Consider the following 20,954-nt stretch of genomic DNA (forward strand, 5'->3'; position numbering starts at 1 on the left):
TGTCAAAGGTGGGCGGGTGCCGCCATCCGAACGGGTCAGGCGAAAGGGTCGCCGCGGTCGGCCAGGCGACGTGCGACGTCGTCGGGCGTCAGCTGCTGGAGTCCGGGCCCGATCTCCTCCCACCACCGAGGCGCCGCGACGTGGGGCACCTCCCGGCCGCGCAGCGAGTACGGGGTGATGGTCGTCTTCGCAGGGTGGTTCTGGGACCAGTCGATGAGGACCTTCCCGCCGCGGATGTCCTTCTTCATCACCGCGACCACCAGCTCCGAGTGCGCGGCGGCGATCTCGTAGGCGATGTCACGCGCGTACTGCCGGACCTCCAGCACGGTCTGCTTCCCGGGCAGGGGCGCGTACAGCTGCATGCCCTTGCTCCCGGAGGTCACGGGCACCGTGGTCCCGAGCCCGTCCTCGCGCAGCCGGTCCGCCACGAGGTGCGCGACGGCGGCGCACTCTGCCAGCCCCGCAGGCGCGCCCGGGTCGAGGTCCACCACCAGCCGGTCGGGCTTGTGGATCTTCCCGCGCGGACCCACGCGCCACTGCGGCGTGTGCAGCTCGAGCGCGCCCTGGTTGGCCGCCCACACCAGGCCCGCGAGGTCGTCGAGGAACGGCAGCTCCAGCTCCGCACCCTCGTCCTCGGCACCGGGTGCCGCGCGCAGGGTCTGCCGACGGATCCAGTCCGGGGCACCCCGCGGGGTGTTCTTCTCGAAGAACTTCTCGCCGTCGACGCCCCCGGGCCAGCGGATCCGGGTCACCGGTCGGTCCTTCAGCTGGGGGAGGATCGCCGGCGCCACCTGGACCAGGTAGTTCATCACCTCGGCCTTGGTCATCCCCGTGGACGGGTACATGACCTTCTCCAGGTGGCTGACCCGGACCTGGCGGCCCTCGACGTCGACCATCTGCCGTTCGGGTGTCATGGCTGCTCCCACGGGTCGGCGTCGGTGTCGGTGCGCACGGCCCGCACGACCGGCTGCCGCAGCCGACCCGTGGGGTTCCTGGCGAGGTAGAGCGTGTCGACGACCACGGTCGGCTCGACCCAGCGGGTGCCGCGCGCGTCGATCGGGGGCACCTCGTCGTCGAAGGGCGAGTCCGCTCGGGCCACGAGGAGCTCCTGCAGCTCGCTCGCGCGTCTGCCCGTGAGCCCGCTGCCCGCACGGCCGAGGTAGCGCAGGGCCCCGTGGGCGTCGCGCGCACCGAAGAGCACCGCTCCCATCCGGCCCGACCCGTTCGTCTCCTCGCGCCAGCCACCGACGAGCGCGGCCCGGGTGCGGCGGTGCGGCGCCTTGACCCAGTCGCGGGAGCGCCGGCCCGGCGCGTAGGTGGACGTCCGGCGCTTGGCGACCACGCCCTCGAGGCCGAGTCCCTTCGTGACCTCCCACAGCTCGGCGCCGTCGGGGTACACGGGGGAGAGCTGCACGTTCTCGGGGACATGGAGCCCGCTCAGCGCCTCCCGGCGCTCGTCGTAGGTCCGGCCCGTGAGATCGACGCCGCCCAGCCGCGGCGCGTCGAACAGCAGGAACGTCACCGGACGATGGGCAGCGAGAGCCTCCGCACGGCGGGTCTCGCGGACGTGCATCCGCTCCGCGAGGGCGGTGAACGAGGGGATCCCGTCGGCCATGAGGACGATCTCGCCGTCCAGCATCGCGTCCGGGACCGCACCGAGTCCCGCCAGCTCGGGGTACGCGACGGTGATCTCCCGCTCGTTGCGGCTCCAGAGCCGCAGCCGGCCGGACGTGGTGTCCGCGAGCGCCCGGACACCGTCCCACTTCACCTCGAACGCCCACTCCGGCCCGCGCGGAAGCTCCGCCGGACCGGTCGCAGGGGTGGCGAGCATGGGCTCCACGGGTCCATCCTGCCCATAGGAGGTCGCGCGAGGCGCGGTCAACATCCACACGCCCTGCTGCCATCGACGGAGGACACGGCCATGCGAGCGATCTGGAAGGGTGCCGTCGCGTTCGGGCTGGTCAACGTCCCGGTGCGGTTGTACTCGGCGACGGGGGAGCACGAGGTCACGCTGCACCAGGTGCACAAGGAGGACGGCGGGCGGATCAGGTACCGCAAGTTCTGCAGCATCGACAACGAGCCCGTCGAGATGTCGGACATCGCCAAGGGGTACGAGACGGACGACGGCGAGCTGGTCGTCCTGACCGACGAGGACTTCAAGTCCCTGCCGCTGTCCACGGAGCGCGAGATCGAGGTGCTCGAGTTCGTGCCGGTCGACCAGGTGGACCCGATCCTGCTGCAGAAGACGTACTACCTCGAGCCCGAGAAGACGGCCGCCAAGCCGTACGCGCTGCTGAGGGGGGCGCTCGAGCAGGCCGACCGCGTGGCGGTGGTGAAGGTGGCGCTGCGTCAGCGCGAGTCGATGGCGATCTTGCGGGTACGCGACAACGTGATCGTCATGCAGACGCTCCTGTGGCCCGACGAGGTCCGTGCGGCCGACTTCCCGATCCTCGAGGACGACGTGTCGGTGCGCCCGCAGGAGCTGGCGATGGCGGCGTCCCTGGTCGAGTCGCTCGCGGCGGACTTCGACCCGTCGCAGTACGAGGACCGCTACGCGGGCGCGCTCGAGCAGCTCATCGAGGCCAAGGTGTCCTCCGGGAGCACGCGTGCGGTGCCCGTCCCCGCTGGTGAGGAGGCCGGCGCCGACGGTGGTGGCGACGTGGTCGACCTGCTGGCGGCGCTGCAGCGCAGCGTGGAGAAGGCCCGCGGCGCGCGTGGTGAGGAGCCGGCGAAGGACGAGGAGAAGCCGAAGGCCAAGGCGAAGAAGGCCAAGGCCAAGGCGTCGTGAGCGCGGCGGACCGGCAGGCCGATGCCGTCGCCGCACTGAGACGGATCGCCTTCCTGCTGGAGCGTGCCCAGGCGAGCCCGTACCGCAGCGAGGCCTTCCGCAAGGCCGCCGTCAGTGTCGAACGTCAGGCGGCCGACCGCCTGACGGCGCTCGCCGCGTCGGGCTCGCTGGCGGACCTGCCGTCGGTCGGTGCGCGCACGGCGGACGTCGTCACGCACGTGCTCCGTGGCAAGCGCGTCGAGTACCTCGACAGTCTCGAGGCCGAGTACGCGGAGGCGCGCGCGGCCGCCGCGGACCCCGGTGCGGTCGCCCTGCGCGAGGCGCTGCGCGGCGACCTGCACTCCCACACCGAGGCGTCGGACGGGGCGACGCCGATCCACGAGATGGTCCTGGCGGCCCTCGAGCTGGGGCACGATTACCTCGCGATCACGGACCACTCGCCGCGGCTGACGGTGGCCAACGGCCTGTCGGCGTCGCGGCTGCGCGCCCAGCTCGACCAGGTGGCGGCGCTGAACCGCGCGGTGGGCCCGTTCCGCGTCCTGACCGGGATCGAGGTCGACATCCTCGACGACGGCGCGCTGGACCAGGACCCCGACCTGCTGGACCAGCTCGACGTCGTCGTCGCGTCGGTGCACTCGAAGCTCCGCATGGAGTCGGGGCCGATGACGCGCCGGATGATCGCCGCGGTGAGCAACCCGCGCACGGACGTCCTGGGGCACTGCACGGGCCGTCAGATCAAGGGCAAGAGCCGCCCGCAGAGCGAGTTCGACGCCCGCGCGGTGTTCGACGCCTGCGCGGAGCACGGGGTCGCGGTCGAGATCAACTGCCGCCCCGACCGGCTCGATCCTCCGCACGAGCTCCTCGCGGTCGCGATCGACGCCGGCTGCGACTTCTCCATCGACACGGACGCCCATGCCCCCGGCCAGCTGGACTGGCTCATGGCGGGCTGCGCACGCGCCGCGGAGCACCACCTGGACCCCGCCAGGGTGATCACCACGCTGCCCGTCGAGGGGCTCCTGGCGCGAACGCACAGGTGACGCGACACGCCCGATGCACGGAAACACGCCTGTCCCGGGTTAGTGTCAGCCGATCGTCCCCGGTTGCCGCGGTTCTGCCGCGCGCCCGGGGGATGGCCCGGAAGTGGGCCTGCATGTCCGAGTGAACACAGAGGAGCACATCCAGTGAGCGTGAACCGCACCGAGCTCGTCCAGGCCGTCGCGGCCAAGACCGGCCTGTCCAACACCGACGCGGACAAGGCCCTCAAGGCCTTCCAGGAGGTTCTCGTCGAGAACCTCAGCGCCGGCGAGGCCGTCACGATCCCCGGCTTCCTGGCCGTCGCCCGCGCCGAGCGCGGTGCCCGCACGGGCATCAACCCCCAGACGGGTGAGAAGCTCGAGATCCCCGCGGGCTACCGCGTGAAGCTCACGGCCGGCAGCGCCCTCAAGCGCGCCGTCCAGGGCTGACCTCAGCACCTCGACCGAGCCCTCGATCCTTCGGGATCGGGGGCTCGGTCGCGTTATAGTGGGAACCAGTCTCAGCAAGAGGGGGTCGCTCTGATGGTGGTCGTGCCGCGGCAGACGCGTCAGCGCGCCGAGATCCTCGACCTCCTCGAGGACGTCGACGAGTTCCGCAGCGCCCAGCAGCTGCACGAGATGCTCCGTGCGCGGGGCTCGAGCGTCGGCCTGGCCACCGTGTACCGCGCGGTGCAGAGCCTCACCGAGCACGGTGACGTCGACGTGCTGCGCACCGAGGACGGGGAGTCCGTCTACCGCCGGTGCGAGCAGCGCAGCCACCACCACCACCTCGTGTGCCGCTCCTGCGGGCGGACGGTCGAGATCGAGGCGGGCCAGGCGGAGGCGTGGGCGGCCCAGGTGGGCGCGGCGCACGGGTTCGACGACGTCGACCACACGATCGAGCTGGTCGGCACGTGCGCGAGCTGCCAGGAGTCCGCGACGGCCTGACGCGCCGTCAGTCCCGGGCGCCCCGGGCGAGCAGCTTCGGGAACGCCCACCACACCGCGGTGATGACGAGGATCGCGACGATCCCCACCGTCCAGCCCGCGGTCCGGGTGAGGACGACGTCGAACACGAGCATCGCGCTGCCGGCCATGACGAAGGCCAGGACCACCAGCCCCGCACGCGCGAGCCGGTTCCCCGCCGAGACGAGCTCCGGCTTGAGGCGCTGGCGGAACAGGACGCGGTGCAGGCTCGCGGGGGCGGTGATCAGCGTGGTCGCCAGCACGGCCAGGAGCACCAGGACCAGGTACAGGTCCTCCTGGTAGGCGTCCAGGTCCGCGAACCGCTGCTGGAACGGGATCGTCAGCAGGAAGCCCGTGAGGATCTGCGTGCCGGTCTGGGTGACCCGGAGCTCCTGCATGAGCTCGTCCCAGTTGCGGTCCGCGCGCTCGTTGTCGGTCTCCCGACGGCCGTCGTCCGGGGCTGCGTCGTGCTGGTGCACCGTCGTCCTCCTTCTGGTCTGGTCGGATCATGCCGCACGTGCCCGTCGTGCGCAGGTGCGGCCCTGACGTCGGGGAAGATGGACCCGTGACCCGACTGCATGACGCCGACCGCCGAGACTTCGCCTCCGACAACTACGCGGGGGTGCACCCCGAGGTGCTCGCCGCGATCGCGGAGGCCAACGGTGGCCACCAGACCGCGTACGGCGAGGACGTGTACACGACCCGGCTGCAGGAGGTCGTCGCCCAGCACTTCGGCGACCAGGCGACGGCGTTCCCCGTGTTCAACGGCACGGGGGCGAACGTGCTGTCACTGCAGTCCGTGCTCCCGCGCTGGGGCGCCGTCGTGTGCGCCGTGACCGCGCACATCCACACCGACGAGAACGGGGCCCCCGAGCGGATGGGCGGCATCAAGCTGCTCACCGTGCCCACCCCCGACGGCAAGCTGACCCCGGAGCTCGTGGCGACGCAGGCGTGGGGGTTCGGCGACGAGCACCGCGCGCAGCCGGGCGTGGTCTCGATCACGCAGGCGACCGAGCTGGGCACCGTCTACACGCCCGACGAGGTCCGCGCGCTGGCGGACCAGGCGCACGCGCACGGGATGCGGCTGCACCTCGACGGGGCCCGGATCTCCAACGCGGCCGCCGCCCTCGACGTGCCGCTGCGCGCGTTCACCACCGACGCGGGCGTCGACATCCTGTCGCTCGGCGGCACCAAGAACGGGCTCCTCTTCGGCGAGGCCGTGGTGGTGCTCGACCCCGCGGCGGACGGCGGCCTGACGTACCTGCGCAAGATGGACATGCAGCTCGCGTCCAAGATGCGGTTCGCGTCCGCGCAGCTCGTCGCCCTGTTCGAGGGCGACCTCTGGCTGCGCTCGGCCCGGCACGCGAACGCCATGGCTGCCCGGCTGCGCGCCGGGATCGAGCACCTGCCGGGGGTGCAGGTGACGCGGCCCACGCAGGCGAACGGCATCTTCGTGATCTTCCCCGCCGGGGTGGCCGACGTGCTGCGCCGCCGGTGGCGGTTCTACGACTGGATCGTCGAGACGGGCGAGGTCCGGCTGATGTGCGCGTTCGACACCACCGAGGCCGACGTCGACGAGCTGGTCACCGCGGTCAAGGACGCTGTCTCCTGAGGCGCGGGGGTCCGCCTGACCGGACCCCCGGCGCCTCAGGGCGTCATCGCACGGTGCAGGCTGCGCCGTTCACCGTGAACGCGCGCGGGGCCGTGTTCGTACCGGTGTGCGAGCCGTTGAACCCGATCTCGGTGCTCGCCCCGGGCGCGAGCGTCGAGTTCCAGGCCAGCCCGGTCGCGGTCACCGACGACCCGGTCTGGGTGAACGCCGCGCTCCAGCCCTGCGTCACGGTCTGGCCGTCGGCGAACCCGAACCCGAGCGTCCACCCGGTCAGCGCGGTGGTCCCGGTGTTGGTGATCCGGATCGACCCGGTGAACCCCGAGCTCCAGCTGTTCGCCGCGTAGGTCACCGCGCACGAGCCGGTGGCCACGTCCGGAGCCGTGTACGCGGTCAGCGCGGAGGAGGACGCGGACCGGTTGCCGGCGGCGTCCTTCGCCACGACCGTGAACACGTAGGACGTCCCGGCCGCCAGGCCGGTCGCGGTCCAGCTCGGCGTCGTGCTGCTGCCGACGAGCGTGCCCGCCCGGTAGACGTCGTACCCGGTCACCGCCACGTTGTCCGTGGACGGCGTCCAGCGCAGCGGGATCGAGGTCGTCGTCCCCGTGCCGGCCTCCAGACCGGTCGGGGCCGTCGGTGCCACGGTGTCGGCGGTGCCCCCGACGGCGGTCCGCGTGGTCACCATCGTCGACGCGGCGGACACGTTCCCCGCGACGTCCTTGGCCCGCACGGTGAACGAGTACGACGTGTCCGCCGTCAGCCCGGTCACGGTGAAGGCGGTCGACGTCGTCGTCCCCACCAGGGTCGTCCCGCGGTACACCTCGTACCCCGCGACCCCCGACCCGGCGTCCGTCGACGGGGACCAGGTCAGCGGCACGCTCGTGGTGGACGGCGTCCCCACGGCGAGGTTGGCCGGCACCGTCGGAGCGGTGCCGTCGCCCGGCTGACCGCCGACCTCGGCGAGGGACTTGCCCGTGGTGCTGCCCGCCCCGCCGAGCCTGACCGTGTGGTCGAGGCTGACGAACTTGCCTCCGTCCTGCCACAGCGAGGGCTTCAGGAGCGCGTACTTGGGCTCGTCCCAGGTGGTCCAGTCGTGGTTGAGCAGGCCGCCGGTGTCGCCGGAGTTCGGGTTGAGCACCCAGAACGTGTGGCTCAGCCGCCGCTCGACGATGAGGTCGCGCAGCGCGGTCATCCACTTCTCGTTGCGGCCGCCGTCCATGAAGCCGCCCCACTCGCCGATGAGCAGCGGCGCGGTGTTCTGCTTGTGCAGGTAGAGCCAGTTCGGGTCCCACACGTCACGCTCGAGCGTGGTCCGGTCCCACGTGCCCTGGAACCACGGCTGGTCGAACACCAGCGGTCCGTAGTCGTGCGGGGAGTAGACCAGCTGGTCCTGGTTCGCGCCGAGGTCGATCGGGAAGTCCTTCACGCCGCGCAGGTTCCCGCCCCACCAGGTGCCGTAGTAGTCGGTGAGCCCCGTCGAGGTCCACGGCACTCCCGGCTTCGGGTAGACCTCGATGCCCTCGACGAAGATCAGCCAGTGCGGGTTGATCGCGAGGATCCTGCGCCCGGCGGTCTGCGCGAAGTGCTTGAAGTTGTCCTTGTCGCTGGACCCGTCCCACTTGGCGCGCTCGGTGGCACCCGGCGTGCCGTGCGGCTCGTTCTTCACGTCCGCGCCGATGATCGTGTCGTTGGTCTTGTACCGCTCGGCCACCCACTCCCAGCCCGCGTAGACGTCCTCGGTGGTGATCGCCCCCTTCCACCACACCGGGTAGACGTGGCCGGCGTTGTCCGCCTCCGCGCTGTGCACGTCGAGGAAGACCTTGATGCCGTACTTCTCGCACAGGGTCAGCCAGTGGTCGAAGATCTGCAGGCTGTTCAGGCCCTCGAGCTCGGGGTTGGCGTACGTGTTGACGTTCGGCTTCAGGAACGTCCCGGCCTTCCACTCGAGCAGCAGCTGCGTGGAGATGGGCACGCGGACGGTGTTGATGCCGCGGTCGGCCATGCCCTTGGTGATGGTGGTGATGTTGCCCGACCAGAGGCCGTGGAAGACGCGCTCGCTCGCGTTGAACCCGAACCAGTTGGTGCCCGTCAGCCACACCTCCTTGCCGGCCTCGTCGACGATCTTGTTGCCCGACACGTGCAGCCAGTCGTCCCCGGCTGCGGCATGGGCGGGGACGGCGCCTAGCACGAGCGGGGCCGTCAGGGCGGCGGTGGCGGCGACGCTGGTGGCGAGCGCGCGCAGGCGATGGGTGGACGACACGGTTCTCCTCAGGTGGTCGGTCGGAACGGTCGAGCGGGGGCCCTCCTGGCTGGAGGACCCCCGCTCGTCATGCCGTCAGGTCACGCGTTGGTGCAGGTCGCACCGTTGAGCGTGAAGGCGGTGGGCGCGTTGTTCGTGCCCGAGTGGGAGCCGTTGAACCCGATGTCGGTGCTCTGGCCGGCACCGAGGGTGCCGTTCCACGCCGCGTTCTTGGCGGTGACCGCCGTGCCCGACTGCGACCAGTCGGCGCTCCAGCCCTGCGTGACGGTCTGGCCGTTGGCGAACGTGAACCCGAGGGTCCAGCTGCTCAACGCCGTCGTGCCGGTGTTGGTGACCTTCACCGAGGCGGTGAAGCCCGTGTTCCAGCTGCTGGCGGTGTACTTGACCGAGCAGGTGCCGGTCGACGACCCCGACTGCGTGGTCGCGGAGACGGCAGCGGACGGTGCCGAGACGTTGCCGGCGGCGTCCTTGGCGCGGACGGTGAACGAGTACGCGGTGGCGGCGGACAGGCCGGTCACGGTGTAGCTCGTCGAGGTGGTCGTCGCCACGAGCGTGGTGCCGCGGTAGACGTCGTAGCCGGTGACGGCCACGTTGTCGGTGGACGCGGTCCAGGACAGCGGGACCGACGTCGTCGTGGTGGTGCCGGCCGTCAGGCCCGCCGGCACCGAGGGCGCCGTCGTGTCGGTGACCGTGCCGGTCTGGGTGGTCGCCGAGACGGCCGAGGACGCCGCCGAGACGTTGCCCGCGAGGTCCTTGGCGCGGACGGTGAACGAGTACGCGGTGGCGGCGCTCAGGCCGGTCACGGTGTAGCTCGTCGAGGTGGTCGTCGCCACGAGCGTGGAGCCGCGGTAGACCTCGTAGCCGGCGACGCCGGTGCCACCGGTGTTGTCGGTCGACGCGTTCCATGAGAGCGGGACCGACGTCGTGGTGGTGGTGCCGGCCGTCAGACCGGTCGGGACCGAGGGCGCCGTCGTGTCGGTGACCGTGCCGGTCGCCGTCGTGGCGGAGACCGCGGTGGAAGCAGCCGAGAGGTTCCCGGCGGCGTCCTTGGCGCGGACGGTGAACGAGTACGCGGTGGCCGCGGTCAGGCCGGTCACGGTGTAGCTCGTCGAGGTGGAGGTGCCCACCAGGGTGGTGCCGCGGTAGACGTTGTAGCCGGTCACGGCCACGTTGTCGGTCGACGCGGTCCAGGACAGCGGGACCGACGTCGAGGTCGGCGTGCCGGCCGTCAGGCCCGCCGGCACCGAGGGCGCCGTCGTGTCGACCGGGGGAGTCGTGCCACCCGCGAGGACGGGGTAGGCGTTGGCGACGAGGGTCTTGAACTGGTCCTCGAACCACTGGCCGGCCAGCGGCGCGTTCGGCGTGGCGCCCGTCAGCTGGTTGGACAGCTTGGGCGACACGAAGGTCGGGTCGCACATGCGGTCGAACCGCTTGCCCTGGTCGTTCGGAATGTCGGACGACGCACCGTCGGACTCACCCGGGGGCTTGATCCAGACGAACGCGTCGATGTACGAGCCGGCGTAGCCGGCGGGGGACGCCTGCGGGAGCTCGCCGATGCCCGCTCCGAGCGGGTTGCACCAGGCGCCGCGGTGGACGCGCTTGTCCACCTTGGACTCGTTGACGTAGGTGTTGTGGTTGGTGCTGGTCGACACGGCGGTCGGACGCGCCGGGCCGCCCCAGCCGTTGCGCGAGGTGTCGACGAGCATGCCGAGTGACGACGGGAAGCCGGCCGCGACGAGCAGTCGGTGCATGTGCGCCGTGAAGTCGGCCTCGTCGAAGTCGAAGTTCCACTCGTAGAACGAGCTCGAGCGGATCGGGGTGCCGCCCACCGAGATCGTCGAGTCCGGCAGGAACGGCTCGTTCAGCGGCGTCGTGTTGGCCACGTCGCTGACGAAGCCGTCGATCGAGGCGAACCCGGCGGTCGTGGACTTGGCGACGTCCGCGAACAGGGTGGCGGCCGGACCGGCGTTGCTGTCCCAGCCGAGCCAGCCGGAGTGGCCGATGTCGATGTAGTTGTAGACGTTCGGGATGGCGTGCAGCTTGTCGAGCGCGTACTTCACGCCGGCCTTGTAGTACGGCGCCGCCTGCTGGCAGGTGGCCTCCGAGATGTTGGTCACCAGGTTGGGCAGCGAGTCGGGCTCGATCGTCGCCGCGATGCGGATGTCCGCGTACTTCGGGTCGCTGAGCAGCGCGGCGATCGGGTCGATGTACTCGGTCTTGTACCGGGCCAGGCCGGCGTCGGTGGCGGGGAGCTCACCGTTGGACGCCAGGGCGTAGCAGTCGCGGCCGGGCAGGTCGTAGATGACGAGGTTGAAGACGATCGGGCCGGAGCCCTTCTGGGCGACGGCGTTGTCCAGGTGGAACTTCAGGCCGTTGCCGTCGGCGTTGCCGGTGATCGCGCTGATCCGGTCCATCCAGACGGCGGTGGGCTGCTTGGCCACGGTCCGCATCTTCGCGGCGAGCGTGGCGTCGCCGGCACGTGTGGCAGCGCTCTCAGCCGCTGCCGCGTACGTGGGGTTCACGTACTGCGTCGCACCGGCGTAGGGGTTGTCGACGTGCGCCTCCGCGGCGCTGGCGCTCGTCGTGATGCACAGGGGTGCTGCGAGCAGCGCCATCGCTGCCGCGGCGGTCGTGGCCGCGCGCAGGCGCTGCCTCACCGCTCTCTTGCCGTGTGTGGACACGTAGTCCTCCGGGTGTCGATCGAACTGCCCGGTCGGCCATCCCGTCCGGGCGCAAGTCGTCCGGGGAAGTCCACGGCGACTGGTCGCTAGATCACCACGCGGACTTTCCGGGCGGCACGGGGCGAATCGTTTAGGTAGTCCCCGTTACCGAACTGTGACACGCATGAGAGCGTTCTCATCTGGACCGCGGACCGGTGCTGCCGCGCACTGCGAGGCCTCCGATCTGCAGGGCGCGGCGGGCGCGGAGGTCCCCGTCCAGGACTGCGAGGACTGCCTCGCCGGTCGCTGTTCCGAGGTCCCGCTGGGCCGAGGGGAGGGTCGTGATCGAGGGCGTGGCGAGGCGGCAGAGGGCCGAGTCCGAGCCCGCGACGATCGACAGGTCCCAGGGCACCGCGAGGCCCGTGCGGCGGGCCACGTCGAGGGCCGCCACGGCCATCTGGTCGGAGTCGTAGACGATCGCGGTCGGCGCGCGACCCCCCGTCAGCAGCCGGCGGGTCGCCACCGCGGCCTCCTCCGCCGTGCCTCCCGTGGCCTCGTGGACCAGCACCCCGGAGGCCGCGTCGAGCACGCCCGTGAGCGCCCCGAGCCGCTCCCGCGTCCGCACCAGCTCCTTCGGACCGCTCACCAGGGCCACGTGACGGTGGCCCAGCTCGAGCAGGTAGCGGCCGACGCGCCCGAAGGCCTCGGCGTCGTCCAGGGTCACGGCGGCGAGGTCGACGTCGCTCTGACCTGCACCGACGACCACCGCGGGGGCGCGCAGGCGGCGCAGGGCGTCGAGCCGGGGATCCTCGAGGAGCACGTCGGTGACGACCATGACGTCGAAGCGACGCTCCGCCCACCACTCGCCGTAGAGGGCGACGGCAGCCTCCGGTCCGTCGACGAGCTGGAGCACGAGCGCGAGGTTGCGGGTGGCCAGGACCTCCTGGAGCGAGATCACGAACTCGAGCACGCCGGTCGCCTGGGCCACCGGCCCGGCCGCCCCGCGGTCGAAGACGAGACCGATGGCGCGCGGCCCCGTCCGCATCGACCGGGCGGCCGCGCTCGGCCGCCAGCCGAACTCGTCGGCGACGCGCAGCACGCGCTCCCGGGTGGCCGCAGAGACGCCCGGCCGGCCGTTCAGGGCGTACGAGACGACGGCGATCGACACGCCCGCGGCGCGCGCCACGTCGGTGATCGTCGGGCGCCGCGCAGGGGCGGACGAGGGGCTGGGGGAGGACGGCCCGGACGACGGCGTCGACGGCGACGCGGAAGAGCCGGGTGCTCCAGAGTCATATGCAGGTGTGACCACGATCACCTAGTGTGTCGCCCGATGCGGGTGAAATGCATCATCTCGGCTCCGACGACGTGGGCGAGGGATGTGGGGTCATGGGAACAGTGCGGCGCGGACCGGTCTCACCGACGGCACGGCGGACGATCGGCGTGCTCTCGCCGGTGGTCGGCGGGTTCTACTTCGGAGCGTTGATCGCGGGCGTGGCCCGGGCAGCACGAGCGGCCGGGCACCGCGTCGTGGCCGTGCAGACGTACCCGGCTGGGCTGGACCGGGAGCGGTACCCGGACGAGTCGATCCTCGACGCGCCCGTCGCCCTCGGCGCGGTGGACGGGCTCGTCGTCGTGGGCAAGGCGCTGCGCAGCGACCGGCTCGCCTCGGTCCAGCAGTGGGGGCTGCCCGTGGTGCTCGTCAGCGAGGAGCCCCAGTCGGCCGACGACGCGGTCGTGCTCCCGGACAACCTCGGCGGGGTGCGCGCCGCCGTCGAGCACCTGCTCGGTCACGGCCACACGGCGATCGGCTTCATCGGCTGCCTCACGCAGCGGGACATGCGCGAGCGCTTCGCCGCCTACCGCGCGACGCTCGCCGAGCACGGCATCGAGCCGCCCGACGCGTGGATCTACGAGTCGTCGGACAACCACGAGCAGGGTGGTGCCGACGCGGCCGCCCGGATGCTCGCCGCCGGCTCACCCACCACGGCCGTCATCGCGGCCACCGACCGGAACGCCATCGGCTTCCAGCGCGCCCTGCGTGCGGCCGGCCTCGTGCTCCCGCGGGACCAGGCCGTGATCGGGTTCGACCACGCCGACTCGGGCGCTCGCGTGACGCCCCGGCTGTCCACCGTCGACGCGCACTACGACCGCGTCGGCGAGACCGCGGTGTCGCTCCTGCTGTCCCGCATGCGCGGCGAGGAGGTCCCCGGCGGGGAGTACCGGGCGCCGTCGACCCTGGTCCTGCGGGAGTCCTGCGGCTGCACCGAGTCCGCGCAGTCGGCTCCGGCCACGGGCGCCGGGACCGGCAGCCGCAGCGGGTACCAGGTGCTCCGGGCGCTCGCCGGCACGGCGTTCGTCGGCCCTGCGGGTGTCGGCGGTGCCCGTCGGACCGGCGTGGCCCCACGCGAGACGTGGTGGCACGCCGTCGTCGAGCCGATCGAGACCGCGGCAGAGCGCGGGACCACGCCCGGGACGGCCACCCTGGCCCGGCTCGCCGACGTCACGGCGGCGATGCAGCCGCACCCCGAGGCGCTCGAGCAGCTGGTGACCTGCCTCCGCGGGGTGGAGGCCGACGTGGTGGAAGCGCTCTCTCACCCGGAGCACGAGGTGGCGGTGCGGCGCGCGGTCACCGAGGTGCTCCTCGCCCTGACCCGGGGCTGCACGCGGGCGATGCTGGCCCGGAGCGGGCAGCTCGAGCGCACCATCGTCGACCAGTACGAGGTCGACATGGACCTCCTGCGCGGCGACGGAGCCAGCCCGCGTGCCCTCGGCTGGCTGCCGCGCGGGGTCCGCGGTCATGCCTGCCTCGGGCTCTGGCTCGGCGCCGACCGGGGTCCCGGCGACCGGGAGATGGAGATCGTCGGCGTGCACGACACGTCGGGCACCCTGTCGCGCCTCGTCGGCGTCCGGACGACCGCCAGCCAGTTCCCCCCGGCGGCGCTGACCAGGGCAGGGACGGTCGGCTCGAACGAGCTGACGTTCGTCGTCCCGGTGACGTTCGGGGGCAGCGACTGGGGGCTGCTGGCGATCGACGGCACCGTGGAGACGCGGGCGACGAGCGCCCGGGACCGGTTCAACCACTGGGCCGCGCTGCTGGCGGTCGCGCTCGACCAGGAGCGCCTGCTGGCGAACCTGCGCGAGCAGCGTCGCGCGCTGGAACAGGCCGCCGCGCGGGAACGCTCCCTGGCGGACACCGTGCGCGCCAGCGAGGAGCGCTACGCGCTGGCGTCCATGGCCGCGCACGACGGCACCTGGGACTGGGACGTGTCCGCCGGCACGGTCTACTACTCGCCGCGCTGGAAGCAGACCCTGGGGTACGACGATGACGTCATCGGCGACTCGCCGGGGGAGTGGCTCGAGCGGGTTCACCCCGCCGACCGCGACGAGCTGTCCGCGTCGATCGCCTCGCAGCTGGCCGGTGCCGGCTCCCCGCTCGAGCTCGAGCACCGCGTCCGCACGTCCTCCGGCGACTACCGCTGGATGCTCTGCCGGGCTGTGACAGTGCTCGACGACGCCGGCTGCCCCGCACGGCTGGTGGGCGCCCTGGTGGACGTCACGGAGCGCAAGGAGCAGGAGATCGCCCTGCAGCGTGACGCGCTCCGTGACCCGGAGACCGGGCTGGTCAACCGGCTGCTCTTCCTGGACCGGCTCGGCGCCGCGGTGCTCCGGACCAGGCGGTCGCCCGGGTACGACTGCGCGCTGGCCCTCGTGCGGGTGCTCGACGGGCCGGCGATCCCCACGCAGGGGCACGTGGAGGCGGACGGGGACGCGCGGCTCGACCTGCACCGCGAGCTGGTCCGCCGCCTGCGCCGACCGCTGCGGGAGGGGGACACGCCCGCGCGCATCTCCGAGGACGACTTCGTCGTGCTCCTCGACGACGTCGGACCGGGCGGTGTGCCGAGCCGCCTCTCGCTGTTGCTGGACCAGCTGCGTCAGGAGCTGGGCTCGCGCGTCGCCATCGGGGTGCTCGGAAGCATCCGAGGCTTCCGCGACGTGGGGGAGGTGCTCCGCGAGGCGGACATCACCCTGCTCCGGGGAGCCTCTCGGCAGGGCCGCCCGGGATCGGTCCTCCGGTAGGACGACGACGCCCCCGCCTCCCGGAGCGGGAGACGGGGGCGTCTGTGCGTGCGATCAGCTGCGGCCGCGGGCCGGGCCGTGCGTGGGGCGCGAGGCGCCGTGGCCCGGGCGGGGGCCCGAGTCGAGGCGGATGCGCAGCGGGCGTCCGGCGACCCGGGTGCGGGCCAGCCGGTCGATCACGTCGGCCGACAGGCCGTCCGGGATGTCCACCAGCGCGAAGCTGCCGAAGATGTCGATCTTGCCGACGTCCTTGCCGGTCAGGCCGCCCTCACCGGTGAGCGCGCCCACCAGGGCGCCCGGCTGCAGACCGTCCCGGTGGCCGACGGCGACGCGCCAGCGCGGCGAGCCCCCGGCGATGTGCGTGTCCGCACGGCGACGCTCGCCGCGCTCCGGACGGTCGTAGCTGCGCTCGCCGTCACGCTCGCGGCCGCCACCGGTGAGGTGCGCACGCGAGAGGGCGTCGTCGAGGTCGTCGCCCTGGACCGCCACGGGACCCTCGTCGCCGACCGAGAGGGCCGTCAGCACGGCGAGCAGCTCGAACGGGTCGACGTCGGGATTCTGCGCCATGTGCACGGCGATGGCCTCGCGGTAGAGGTCCAGGCGGTCGAGCTCGGCGCGGGCGCCGGTGCGGGCCAGGAGGGCCTGCACGCGGTGCGCGGAGACCTCGGCCGGCGAGGGGATGTCGACCTGCAGGAGCGACTGGCGCGTGGTCCGCTCGATCTGACGCAGGCGCGACTGCTCGGCGGGCGTGACGAACGAGAGCGCCTCACCCTCACGCCCGGCGCGGCCCGTCCGGCCGATGCGGTGCACGTAGATCTCGGGCTCGCGCGGCACGTCGAAGTTGACGACGAGGCCGATGCGGTCGACGTCCAGGCCGCGGGCCGCGACGTCGGTGGCGACGAGCACGTCGAGCGCGCCGGTGCGGAGACGGTCGACGATCTTCTCGCGCTCGGTCTGGGCGACGTCACCGGAGATGTACGCGGCCGAGATGCCCCGCTCGATCAGCGCGCTGCCGACCTCCTCGGCGGCACCGCGGGTGCGGACGAAGACGATGGCCGCGTCGGCCTCGGACACGGCGAGCACGCGAGCGAGCGCGCCGGTCTTGTGGCGGTGCGGCACGACGGCGTACGTCTGGCGGACGCTCGTGACGGTCGAGGCCTGGCGCGAGACCGTGATCTCGACCGGGCGGTTCAGGTGCTGCTCGGCGACGCGACGGATCTGCGGGGGCATCGTCGCGGAGAACAGGGCGACCTGACGCTCACGCGGCGCGGCGGACAGGACCTTGTCGACGTCCTCGGCGAAGCCCATGCGCAGCATCTCGTCGGCCTCGTCCAGCACGAGGAAGCGGACCTGGTCCAGCTTCAGCGTGCGGCGCTCGAGGTGGTCGAGCACGCGACCGGGGGTGCCGACGACCACCTGGGCGCCGCGGGCGAGGGCGCGCTGCTGCGGCAGGAACGGCGAGCCGCCGTAGACCGCGAGCACGTTCAGGCCGGGCAGGTGGGTGGCGAACGACTGGATGGCATCGGCCACCTGCATCGCGAGCTCACGCGTCGGGGTCAGCACGATGGCCTGGACGGCGGGGATGTCGTAGTCGATCGCGGCGAGCAGCGGCAGGCCGAACGCGGCGGTCTTGCCGGTGCCGGTCTGGGCGACGCCGACGATGTCGCGGCCGCCGAGGAGCGCGGGGATCGCCTGCGCCTGGATGGCGGACGGAGTCGTGAAGCCGAGGTCCGCGATGGCGGCCTGGAGTGCCGGGGGGAGACCCAGCTCGTCGAAGGTGCCGTTCTCGGGCATGGAAGAGGGCGCAACAGAACTCATTGAAAGGGGGAACCGATCATCGCGGGGCGGAGCCCTGAACCGTGCACCGGGACGGCGAACAGCGGGTCGCAGCCCCGGACCACCCAGTGGCAACCGCTCACGCGATGCCTAGACCACACGACGCGAGGCGGGTCACGACCGGCTGAGCGGTGGTGACGACGCCTCGAAGGGGGACGCGACGAACTCCAGATTCATCGACGAGTCTACCGGGCGGAGGCCCCGAGCGGCAGGCGGCCCGCGGGTGACCTCGCGCACAGCGTCTACAGGCCGAGGCGCGGACCCTCGATCGCGGGGCAGGTGTCCATGACGACGTCCAGCCCGGCCGCACGTGCGCGCGCCGCGGCGTCCTCGTCGACGACCCCGAGCTGCAGCCAGACCGCCCGGGCACCGACGGCGATCGCCTGGTCCACCACGGCCCCGGCCAGGGTGCTGTTCACGAACACGTCGACGACGTCGATACGGCCGGCCACGTCGGCGAGCGAACGCACGCCCGCTGCACCGTGGACGGTCTCGGCTCGCGGATGCACGGGCACGATCTCGTGGCCGTGCGACTGCAGGTACCGCGCGACACCGAACGCCGCGCGCGACGTGTTGGTGGACAGCCCGACGACAGCCCAGCGTCCCGGGGTCGTCAGGAGGCGCGCGATCACGTCCGGGTCGTTGCGGTGCACCATCACAGAACTCTCGCACCCGCTGACCTGCGCCGCAGCCGAGGGCGCGCCGTCGTCGAGGGCAAGCCCGGCGGACGCATAGGATCGACGCCGCCAGGACGGGACGGTGACGGGGGAGGCAGTGGCGAGCAACGACGTCGTCTCCACGCGCGTGCTGACCGTGCCGAACGCCATCAGCCTGGTGCGTCTGCTCCTGGTCCCCGTGTTCGCGCTGCTCATCGCCCAGGGTGAGGACGGGTGGGCCCTCGCCGTGCTCGCCGTGTCCGGCGCCAGCGACTGGCTCGACGGGGTGCTGGCCCGGCGGCTCGGGCAGGTGTCCCGGGTCGGTCAGCTGCTGGACCCCGCGGCGGACCGCCTCTTCATCATCGTGACGCTCGTCGCCCTCGCCTGGCGCGACGTGGTGCCGTGGTGGCTGCTCGGGGTCCTCGTCCTGCGCGACGTCGTGCTCGCCGTCATGCTCATCGTCCTCGCGCGTGCGGGGTACGCGCCGTTGCAGGTGCACCTGGCGGGCAAGGCCGGCACCTTCGCCCTGCTCTACGCGTTCCCGCTGCTCCTCCTCGCGCAGTGGGACTCGTGGGTCGGCACCGTCGCCGGGGTCGCCGGGTGGGCCTGCGCCCTCTGGGGCGTCGCGCTCTACTGGTTCTCCGCGGTGGTCTATCTCGCGCAGGCGCGCCAGCTCCTGCGCGACGACGCGGGACGCTCATGAGCACGCGGCACGGGTCCAGCGAGCCGCCGCGCAGCCCGGACGCGTCCATGACGCTGCTCAACGAGGTCTACCGACGCCCGCTCGACCCGGGGTACGCGGAGGCGACCGCTCGTCGCGCCGCGGGTACCGGCCCCAGACGGACCTGGCGTTCGACCGCCGGCATGGTCCTTCTTGCCATGGGGCTGGGCCTGGGCGCGACGGCCGCGACGCTCGCCCTGCGGCAGCCGGCGGGGGCCGTGCTGGCCGCGCGCGAGCTCCTGGAGGCGCAGATCGAGCAGCGCCGCGCGGAGGCCGACGAGCAGCAGGCGGACATCACCGCGATGACCGACGAGATCGCGAGGCTCCAGGAGGAGCTCCTCGGCGACGAAGGCCAGTCCGTGCGCGACGAGATCGCGGGGGACTCCGTGCACTCCGGTGTGACGGCGGTGACGGGGCCCGGTCTGCGGCTCGTGCTCACGGACGCGCAGGCCGAGAACCGCGACGAGGAGGACCCGGAGCTCCGGGTGCAGGACGTCGACCTCCAGGTCGTGGTGAACGGCCTGTGGGCCGCCGGGGCGGAGGCTGTCGCCGTGAACGGGCAGCGCCTCACCGCGATGACCGCGATCCGGAGCGCGGGGGACGCGGTGCTCGTCGACCTCGTCGCCCTCAGCAGCCCGTACACGGTGGACGCCGTGGGCGATGCGGTGAGCATGCAGACGGAGCTCGCGCGGGCGAGCGCAGGTCAGCACCTGGCGACGCTCCGGACGACGTACGGGATCGGTGTCCAGATGACGTCGCAGAGCAAGCTCGAGCTTCCGGGGACCGGCCTGGTCACGCTCCACGAGGCCGAGGTTCCGGACGCCACCTCCGCGCCCGAGCCCCAGTCCGGCGCGGTCAGGGATGCATCTGGACAGAGCCTTGTGGCAGGGTCTGCAGGTCCGACACGGAGGGACGGCACGTGATCGCAGTCATCGGTCTGGTCATCGGCGTCGTCGGGGGTCTGCTCCTGCAGCCGACCGTGCCCGTCGAGCTCCAGCCCTACCTCCCGATCGCGGTCGTCGCCGCCCTCGACGCCCTGTTCGGCGGCCTGCGCGCGATGCTCGACGGGATCTTCGACGACCGGGTCTTCCTCATCTCCTTCCTGTCCAACGTGGTGGTCGCGGCGCTCATCGTGTTCCTCGGCGACCAGCTCGGCGTGGGCACGCAGCTGTCGACCGCCGTCGTCGTCGTGCTCGGCATCCGGATCTTCTCCAACGCCGCGGCGATCCGCCGGCACCTGTTCAAGGCATGAGCGTGACTCCGACGAGCGACGAGCGGGACGCCGACGGTCCGATGCCGCCCGACGACGTGGAGAACTCCCTGCCCCCGGTCGTGCCGGAGGACGAGGAGCCCACGCGGCCGAACTCCCTCCCTCCCGTGGTGCCGGAGGACGAGGAACCTGCGCCGACCAGCTCCTTGCCGCCGGTGGTACCGGACGACGAGGAGAACTCCCTGCCCCCGGTGGTGCCGGACGACGACGACACCGCGCCCACCAGGTCCGTGCCGCCCGAGGTGCCGCAGGACGAGGAACCCGAGGCGGCCGACGAGCCCGAGCCGGCGCCCGCCGGACCGACGCCCCCTCCTGAGCCGGCGGACGACGACCCGGTGGACGACCCGGTCCGGGCCGAGCCGAACGAGCAGAGCGGCTGGGCGGTCCTCGGTCGTGCCCTCAAGCCGCGGTCCACCCGCGCGCAGCTGGTCGCGGGCGTCCTGTGCGCGGTGCTCGGCTTCGCGCTGGTGGCGCAGGTGCGCCAGTCCGGTGAGGCCGACCTCGGCGGGATGCGGCAGGGCGACCTCGTCCGCATCCTCGACGAGACGACGAACCGCGGGGACGCCCTCGCCCGGGAGTCCGCGGACCTCGCGCGGGAGCGGGACGACCTGCTCTCGGGCTCGGACCGCCGGCAGGCCGCCCTCGACGCTCTGCGCCGCAGCGCCGAGACGCAGGGGATCCTCACCGGCCGTCTGCCCGCGGAGGGCCCTGGTGTGGTGGTCACCCTCACGGAGCCGGACGGCTTCATCAAGCCGATCACGATGCTGAACATGCTCGAGGAGATGCGGAACGCGGGCGCGGAGGCGGTGCAGCTCAACGACCAGCGGGTCACGGCGAGCAGCGCGTTCACGGGCACGGGTGGAGCGGTGGTCCTCGACGGCGTCGAGCTCACGGCGCCGTACCGCTGGGTCGCGATCGGCGACCCCGACATCATCGCCCCGGCGCTGCAGATCCCCGGGGGAGCGATGGCGCAGGTGCGCAACAACGGAGGCAGAGGGACCGTCGAGCGTCAGGAGCTCGTGGAGGTGGACGCCATCCGTGTCGTGCCGGATCCCGTGTTCGCGACGCCGGTGCCTCCGCAGGGCGATTGATCCTGTTC

General features: G+C 72.5%; 18 protein-coding genes. 10 read left to right on the forward strand and 8 right to left on the reverse strand.

Features of this window, described 5'->3' with window-relative positions; genetic code table 11:
* Nucleotides 1-35: 35 nt before the first annotated feature.
* Both ligD and ASD18_RS16825 read right to left on the reverse strand, forming a co-directional pair.
* Nucleotides 36-914, reverse strand: a complete 879-nt coding sequence (gene ligD / locus ASD18_RS16820) for a non-homologous end-joining DNA ligase (RefSeq protein WP_056094751.1) — start codon at nucleotides 912-914, stop codon at nucleotides 36-38.
* Nucleotides 911-1,831, reverse strand: a complete 921-nt coding sequence (locus ASD18_RS16825) for a DNA ligase (protein WP_369817313.1) — start codon at nucleotides 1,829-1,831, stop codon at nucleotides 911-913. The genes ligD and ASD18_RS16825 overlap by 4 nt, the downstream gene beginning before the upstream one ends.
* Before the next feature lie 90 nt (nucleotides 1,832-1,921).
* On the opposite strand from ASD18_RS16825, the gene ASD18_RS16830 reads away from it, so the two are divergent.
* The 4 genes from ASD18_RS16830 to ASD18_RS16845 all read left to right on the forward strand — a co-directional run bounded on the left by ASD18_RS16830 (nucleotide 1,922) and on the right by ASD18_RS16845 (nucleotide 4,749).
* Nucleotides 1,922-2,788, forward strand: a complete 867-nt coding sequence (locus ASD18_RS16830) for a Ku protein (protein ID WP_056094759.1) — start codon at nucleotides 1,922-1,924, stop codon at nucleotides 2,786-2,788.
* Complete coding sequence (locus ASD18_RS16835) at nucleotides 2,785-3,825, forward strand: PHP domain-containing protein (protein WP_056094762.1); 1,041 nt, start codon at nucleotides 2,785-2,787, stop codon at nucleotides 3,823-3,825. Before ASD18_RS16830 ends, ASD18_RS16835 begins: the two co-directional genes overlap by 4 nt.
* Nucleotides 3,826-3,969: 144 nt before the next feature.
* Nucleotides 3,970-4,251, forward strand: a complete 282-nt coding sequence (locus tag ASD18_RS16840; RefSeq protein WP_056094765.1) for an HU family DNA-binding protein — start codon at nucleotides 3,970-3,972, stop codon at nucleotides 4,249-4,251.
* Nucleotides 4,252-4,344: 93 nt separating this feature from the next.
* The gene (locus tag ASD18_RS16845; RefSeq protein WP_056094768.1) at nucleotides 4,345-4,749 is read left to right on the forward strand and encodes a Fur family transcriptional regulator; all 405 of its coding nucleotides are present in this window, start codon (nucleotides 4,345-4,347) and stop codon (nucleotides 4,747-4,749) included.
* A gap of 7 nt (nucleotides 4,750-4,756) precedes the next feature.
* Here the strand turns inward: ASD18_RS16845 and ASD18_RS16850 are convergent, their stop codons facing one another.
* On the reverse strand, nucleotides 4,757-5,245 hold the full coding sequence (locus ASD18_RS16850) for a DUF6328 family protein (protein WP_056094771.1): 489 nt from the start codon (nucleotides 5,243-5,245) through the stop codon (nucleotides 4,757-4,759).
* An 86-nt stretch (nucleotides 5,246-5,331) separates the two neighbouring features.
* On the opposite strand from ASD18_RS16850, the gene ASD18_RS16855 reads away from it, so the two are divergent.
* The gene (locus tag ASD18_RS16855; protein ID WP_056094772.1) at nucleotides 5,332-6,378 is read left to right on the forward strand and encodes a low specificity L-threonine aldolase; all 1,047 of its coding nucleotides are present in this window, start codon (nucleotides 5,332-5,334) and stop codon (nucleotides 6,376-6,378) included.
* A 43-nt stretch (nucleotides 6,379-6,421) separates the two neighbouring features.
* Here the strand turns inward: ASD18_RS16855 and ASD18_RS16860 are convergent, their stop codons facing one another.
* The 3 genes from ASD18_RS16860 to ASD18_RS16870 all read right to left on the reverse strand — a co-directional run bounded on the left by ASD18_RS16860 (nucleotide 6,422) and on the right by ASD18_RS16870 (nucleotide 12,481).
* Complete coding sequence (locus ASD18_RS16860; protein ID WP_082574167.1) at nucleotides 6,422-8,635, reverse strand: cellulase family glycosylhydrolase; 2,214 nt, start codon at nucleotides 8,633-8,635, stop codon at nucleotides 6,422-6,424.
* Nucleotides 8,636-8,715: 80 nt separating this feature from the next.
* Nucleotides 8,716-11,316 carry a glycoside hydrolase family 6 protein gene (locus tag ASD18_RS16865; RefSeq protein WP_056094776.1) on the reverse strand — a complete coding sequence of 867 codons (2,601 nt, stop codon included), beginning with the start codon at nucleotides 11,314-11,316 and terminating at the stop codon, nucleotides 8,716-8,718.
* 175 nt (nucleotides 11,317-11,491) lie between these two features.
* On the reverse strand, nucleotides 11,492-12,481 hold the full coding sequence (locus tag ASD18_RS16870) for a LacI family DNA-binding transcriptional regulator (RefSeq protein WP_235522441.1): 990 nt from the start codon (nucleotides 12,479-12,481) through the stop codon (nucleotides 11,492-11,494).
* Between the two features lie 200 nt (nucleotides 12,482-12,681).
* Between ASD18_RS16870 and ASD18_RS16875 the strand changes: the two genes are divergently transcribed.
* Nucleotides 12,682-15,372, forward strand: a complete 2,691-nt coding sequence (locus ASD18_RS16875; protein ID WP_056094779.1) for a substrate-binding domain-containing protein — start codon at nucleotides 12,682-12,684, stop codon at nucleotides 15,370-15,372.
* A gap of 54 nt (nucleotides 15,373-15,426) precedes the next feature.
* Here the strand turns inward: ASD18_RS16875 and ASD18_RS16880 are convergent, their stop codons facing one another.
* Complete coding sequence (locus ASD18_RS16880) at nucleotides 15,427-17,166, reverse strand: DEAD/DEAH box helicase (protein WP_235522442.1); 1,740 nt, start codon at nucleotides 17,164-17,166, stop codon at nucleotides 15,427-15,429.
* A 284-nt stretch (nucleotides 17,167-17,450) separates the two neighbouring features.
* A complete protein-coding gene (locus tag ASD18_RS16885) occupies nucleotides 17,451-17,864 on the reverse strand; it encodes a CoA-binding protein (protein ID WP_056094785.1) in 414 nt (137 codons plus the stop codon).
* Between the two features lie 118 nt (nucleotides 17,865-17,982).
* On the opposite strand from ASD18_RS16885, the gene ASD18_RS16890 reads away from it, so the two are divergent.
* Genes ASD18_RS16890 through ASD18_RS16905 form a run of 4 tightly spaced genes read left to right on the forward strand, consistent with a single transcriptional unit; the run spans nucleotide 17,983 to nucleotide 20,946 of the window.
* Nucleotides 17,983-18,567: a CDP-alcohol phosphatidyltransferase family protein gene (locus ASD18_RS16890; protein ID WP_056094788.1), complete on the forward strand. Its 585-nt coding sequence runs from the start codon at nucleotides 17,983-17,985 to the stop codon at nucleotides 18,565-18,567.
* The gene (locus ASD18_RS16895) at nucleotides 18,564-19,508 is read left to right on the forward strand and encodes a DUF881 domain-containing protein (protein ID WP_056094791.1); all 945 of its coding nucleotides are present in this window, start codon (nucleotides 18,564-18,566) and stop codon (nucleotides 19,506-19,508) included. The genes ASD18_RS16890 and ASD18_RS16895 overlap by 4 nt, the downstream gene beginning before the upstream one ends.
* The gene (locus tag ASD18_RS16900; protein ID WP_056094794.1) at nucleotides 19,505-19,837 is read left to right on the forward strand and encodes a small basic family protein; all 333 of its coding nucleotides are present in this window, start codon (nucleotides 19,505-19,507) and stop codon (nucleotides 19,835-19,837) included. The genes ASD18_RS16895 and ASD18_RS16900 overlap by 4 nt, the downstream gene beginning before the upstream one ends.
* Entirely contained in the window at nucleotides 19,834-20,946 is a 1,113-nt protein-coding gene (locus tag ASD18_RS16905) for a DUF881 domain-containing protein (RefSeq protein WP_156388055.1), read from the forward strand. The genes ASD18_RS16900 and ASD18_RS16905 overlap by 4 nt, the downstream gene beginning before the upstream one ends.
* Nucleotides 20,947-20,954 lie beyond the last annotated feature (8 nt).

Origin of the sequence: Cellulomonas sp. Root137 (genome assembly GCF_001426725.1) — a bacterium.
Taxonomy (GTDB): Bacteria; Actinomycetota; Actinomycetes; order Actinomycetales; family Cellulomonadaceae; genus Cellulomonas.

Coding starts and splice junctions, on each gene's coding strand:
- ligD (WP_056094751.1), bottom strand. CDS start 914: ATGACACCCGAACGGCAGATGGTCGACGTCGAGGGCCGCCAGGTCCGG.
- ASD18_RS16825 (WP_369817313.1), bottom strand. CDS start 1,831: ATGCTCGCCACCCCTGCGACCGGTCCGGCGGAGCTTCCGCGCGGGCCG.
- ASD18_RS16830 (WP_056094759.1), top strand. CDS start 1,922: ATGCGAGCGATCTGGAAGGGTGCCGTCGCGTTCGGGCTGGTCAACGTC.
- ASD18_RS16845 (WP_056094768.1), top strand. CDS start 4,345: ATGGTGGTCGTGCCGCGGCAGACGCGTCAGCGCGCCGAGATCCTCGAC.
- ASD18_RS16875 (WP_056094779.1), top strand. CDS start 12,682: ATGGGAACAGTGCGGCGCGGACCGGTCTCACCGACGGCACGGCGGACG.
- ASD18_RS16880 (WP_235522442.1), bottom strand. CDS start 17,166: ATGCCCGAGAACGGCACCTTCGACGAGCTGGGTCTCCCCCCGGCACTC.
- ASD18_RS16885 (WP_056094785.1), bottom strand. CDS start 17,864: ATGGTGCACCGCAACGACCCGGACGTGATCGCGCGCCTCCTGACGACC.
- ASD18_RS16895 (WP_056094791.1), top strand. CDS start 18,564: ATGAGCACGCGGCACGGGTCCAGCGAGCCGCCGCGCAGCCCGGACGCG.
- ASD18_RS16905 (WP_156388055.1), top strand. CDS start 19,834: ATGAGCGTGACTCCGACGAGCGACGAGCGGGACGCCGACGGTCCGATG.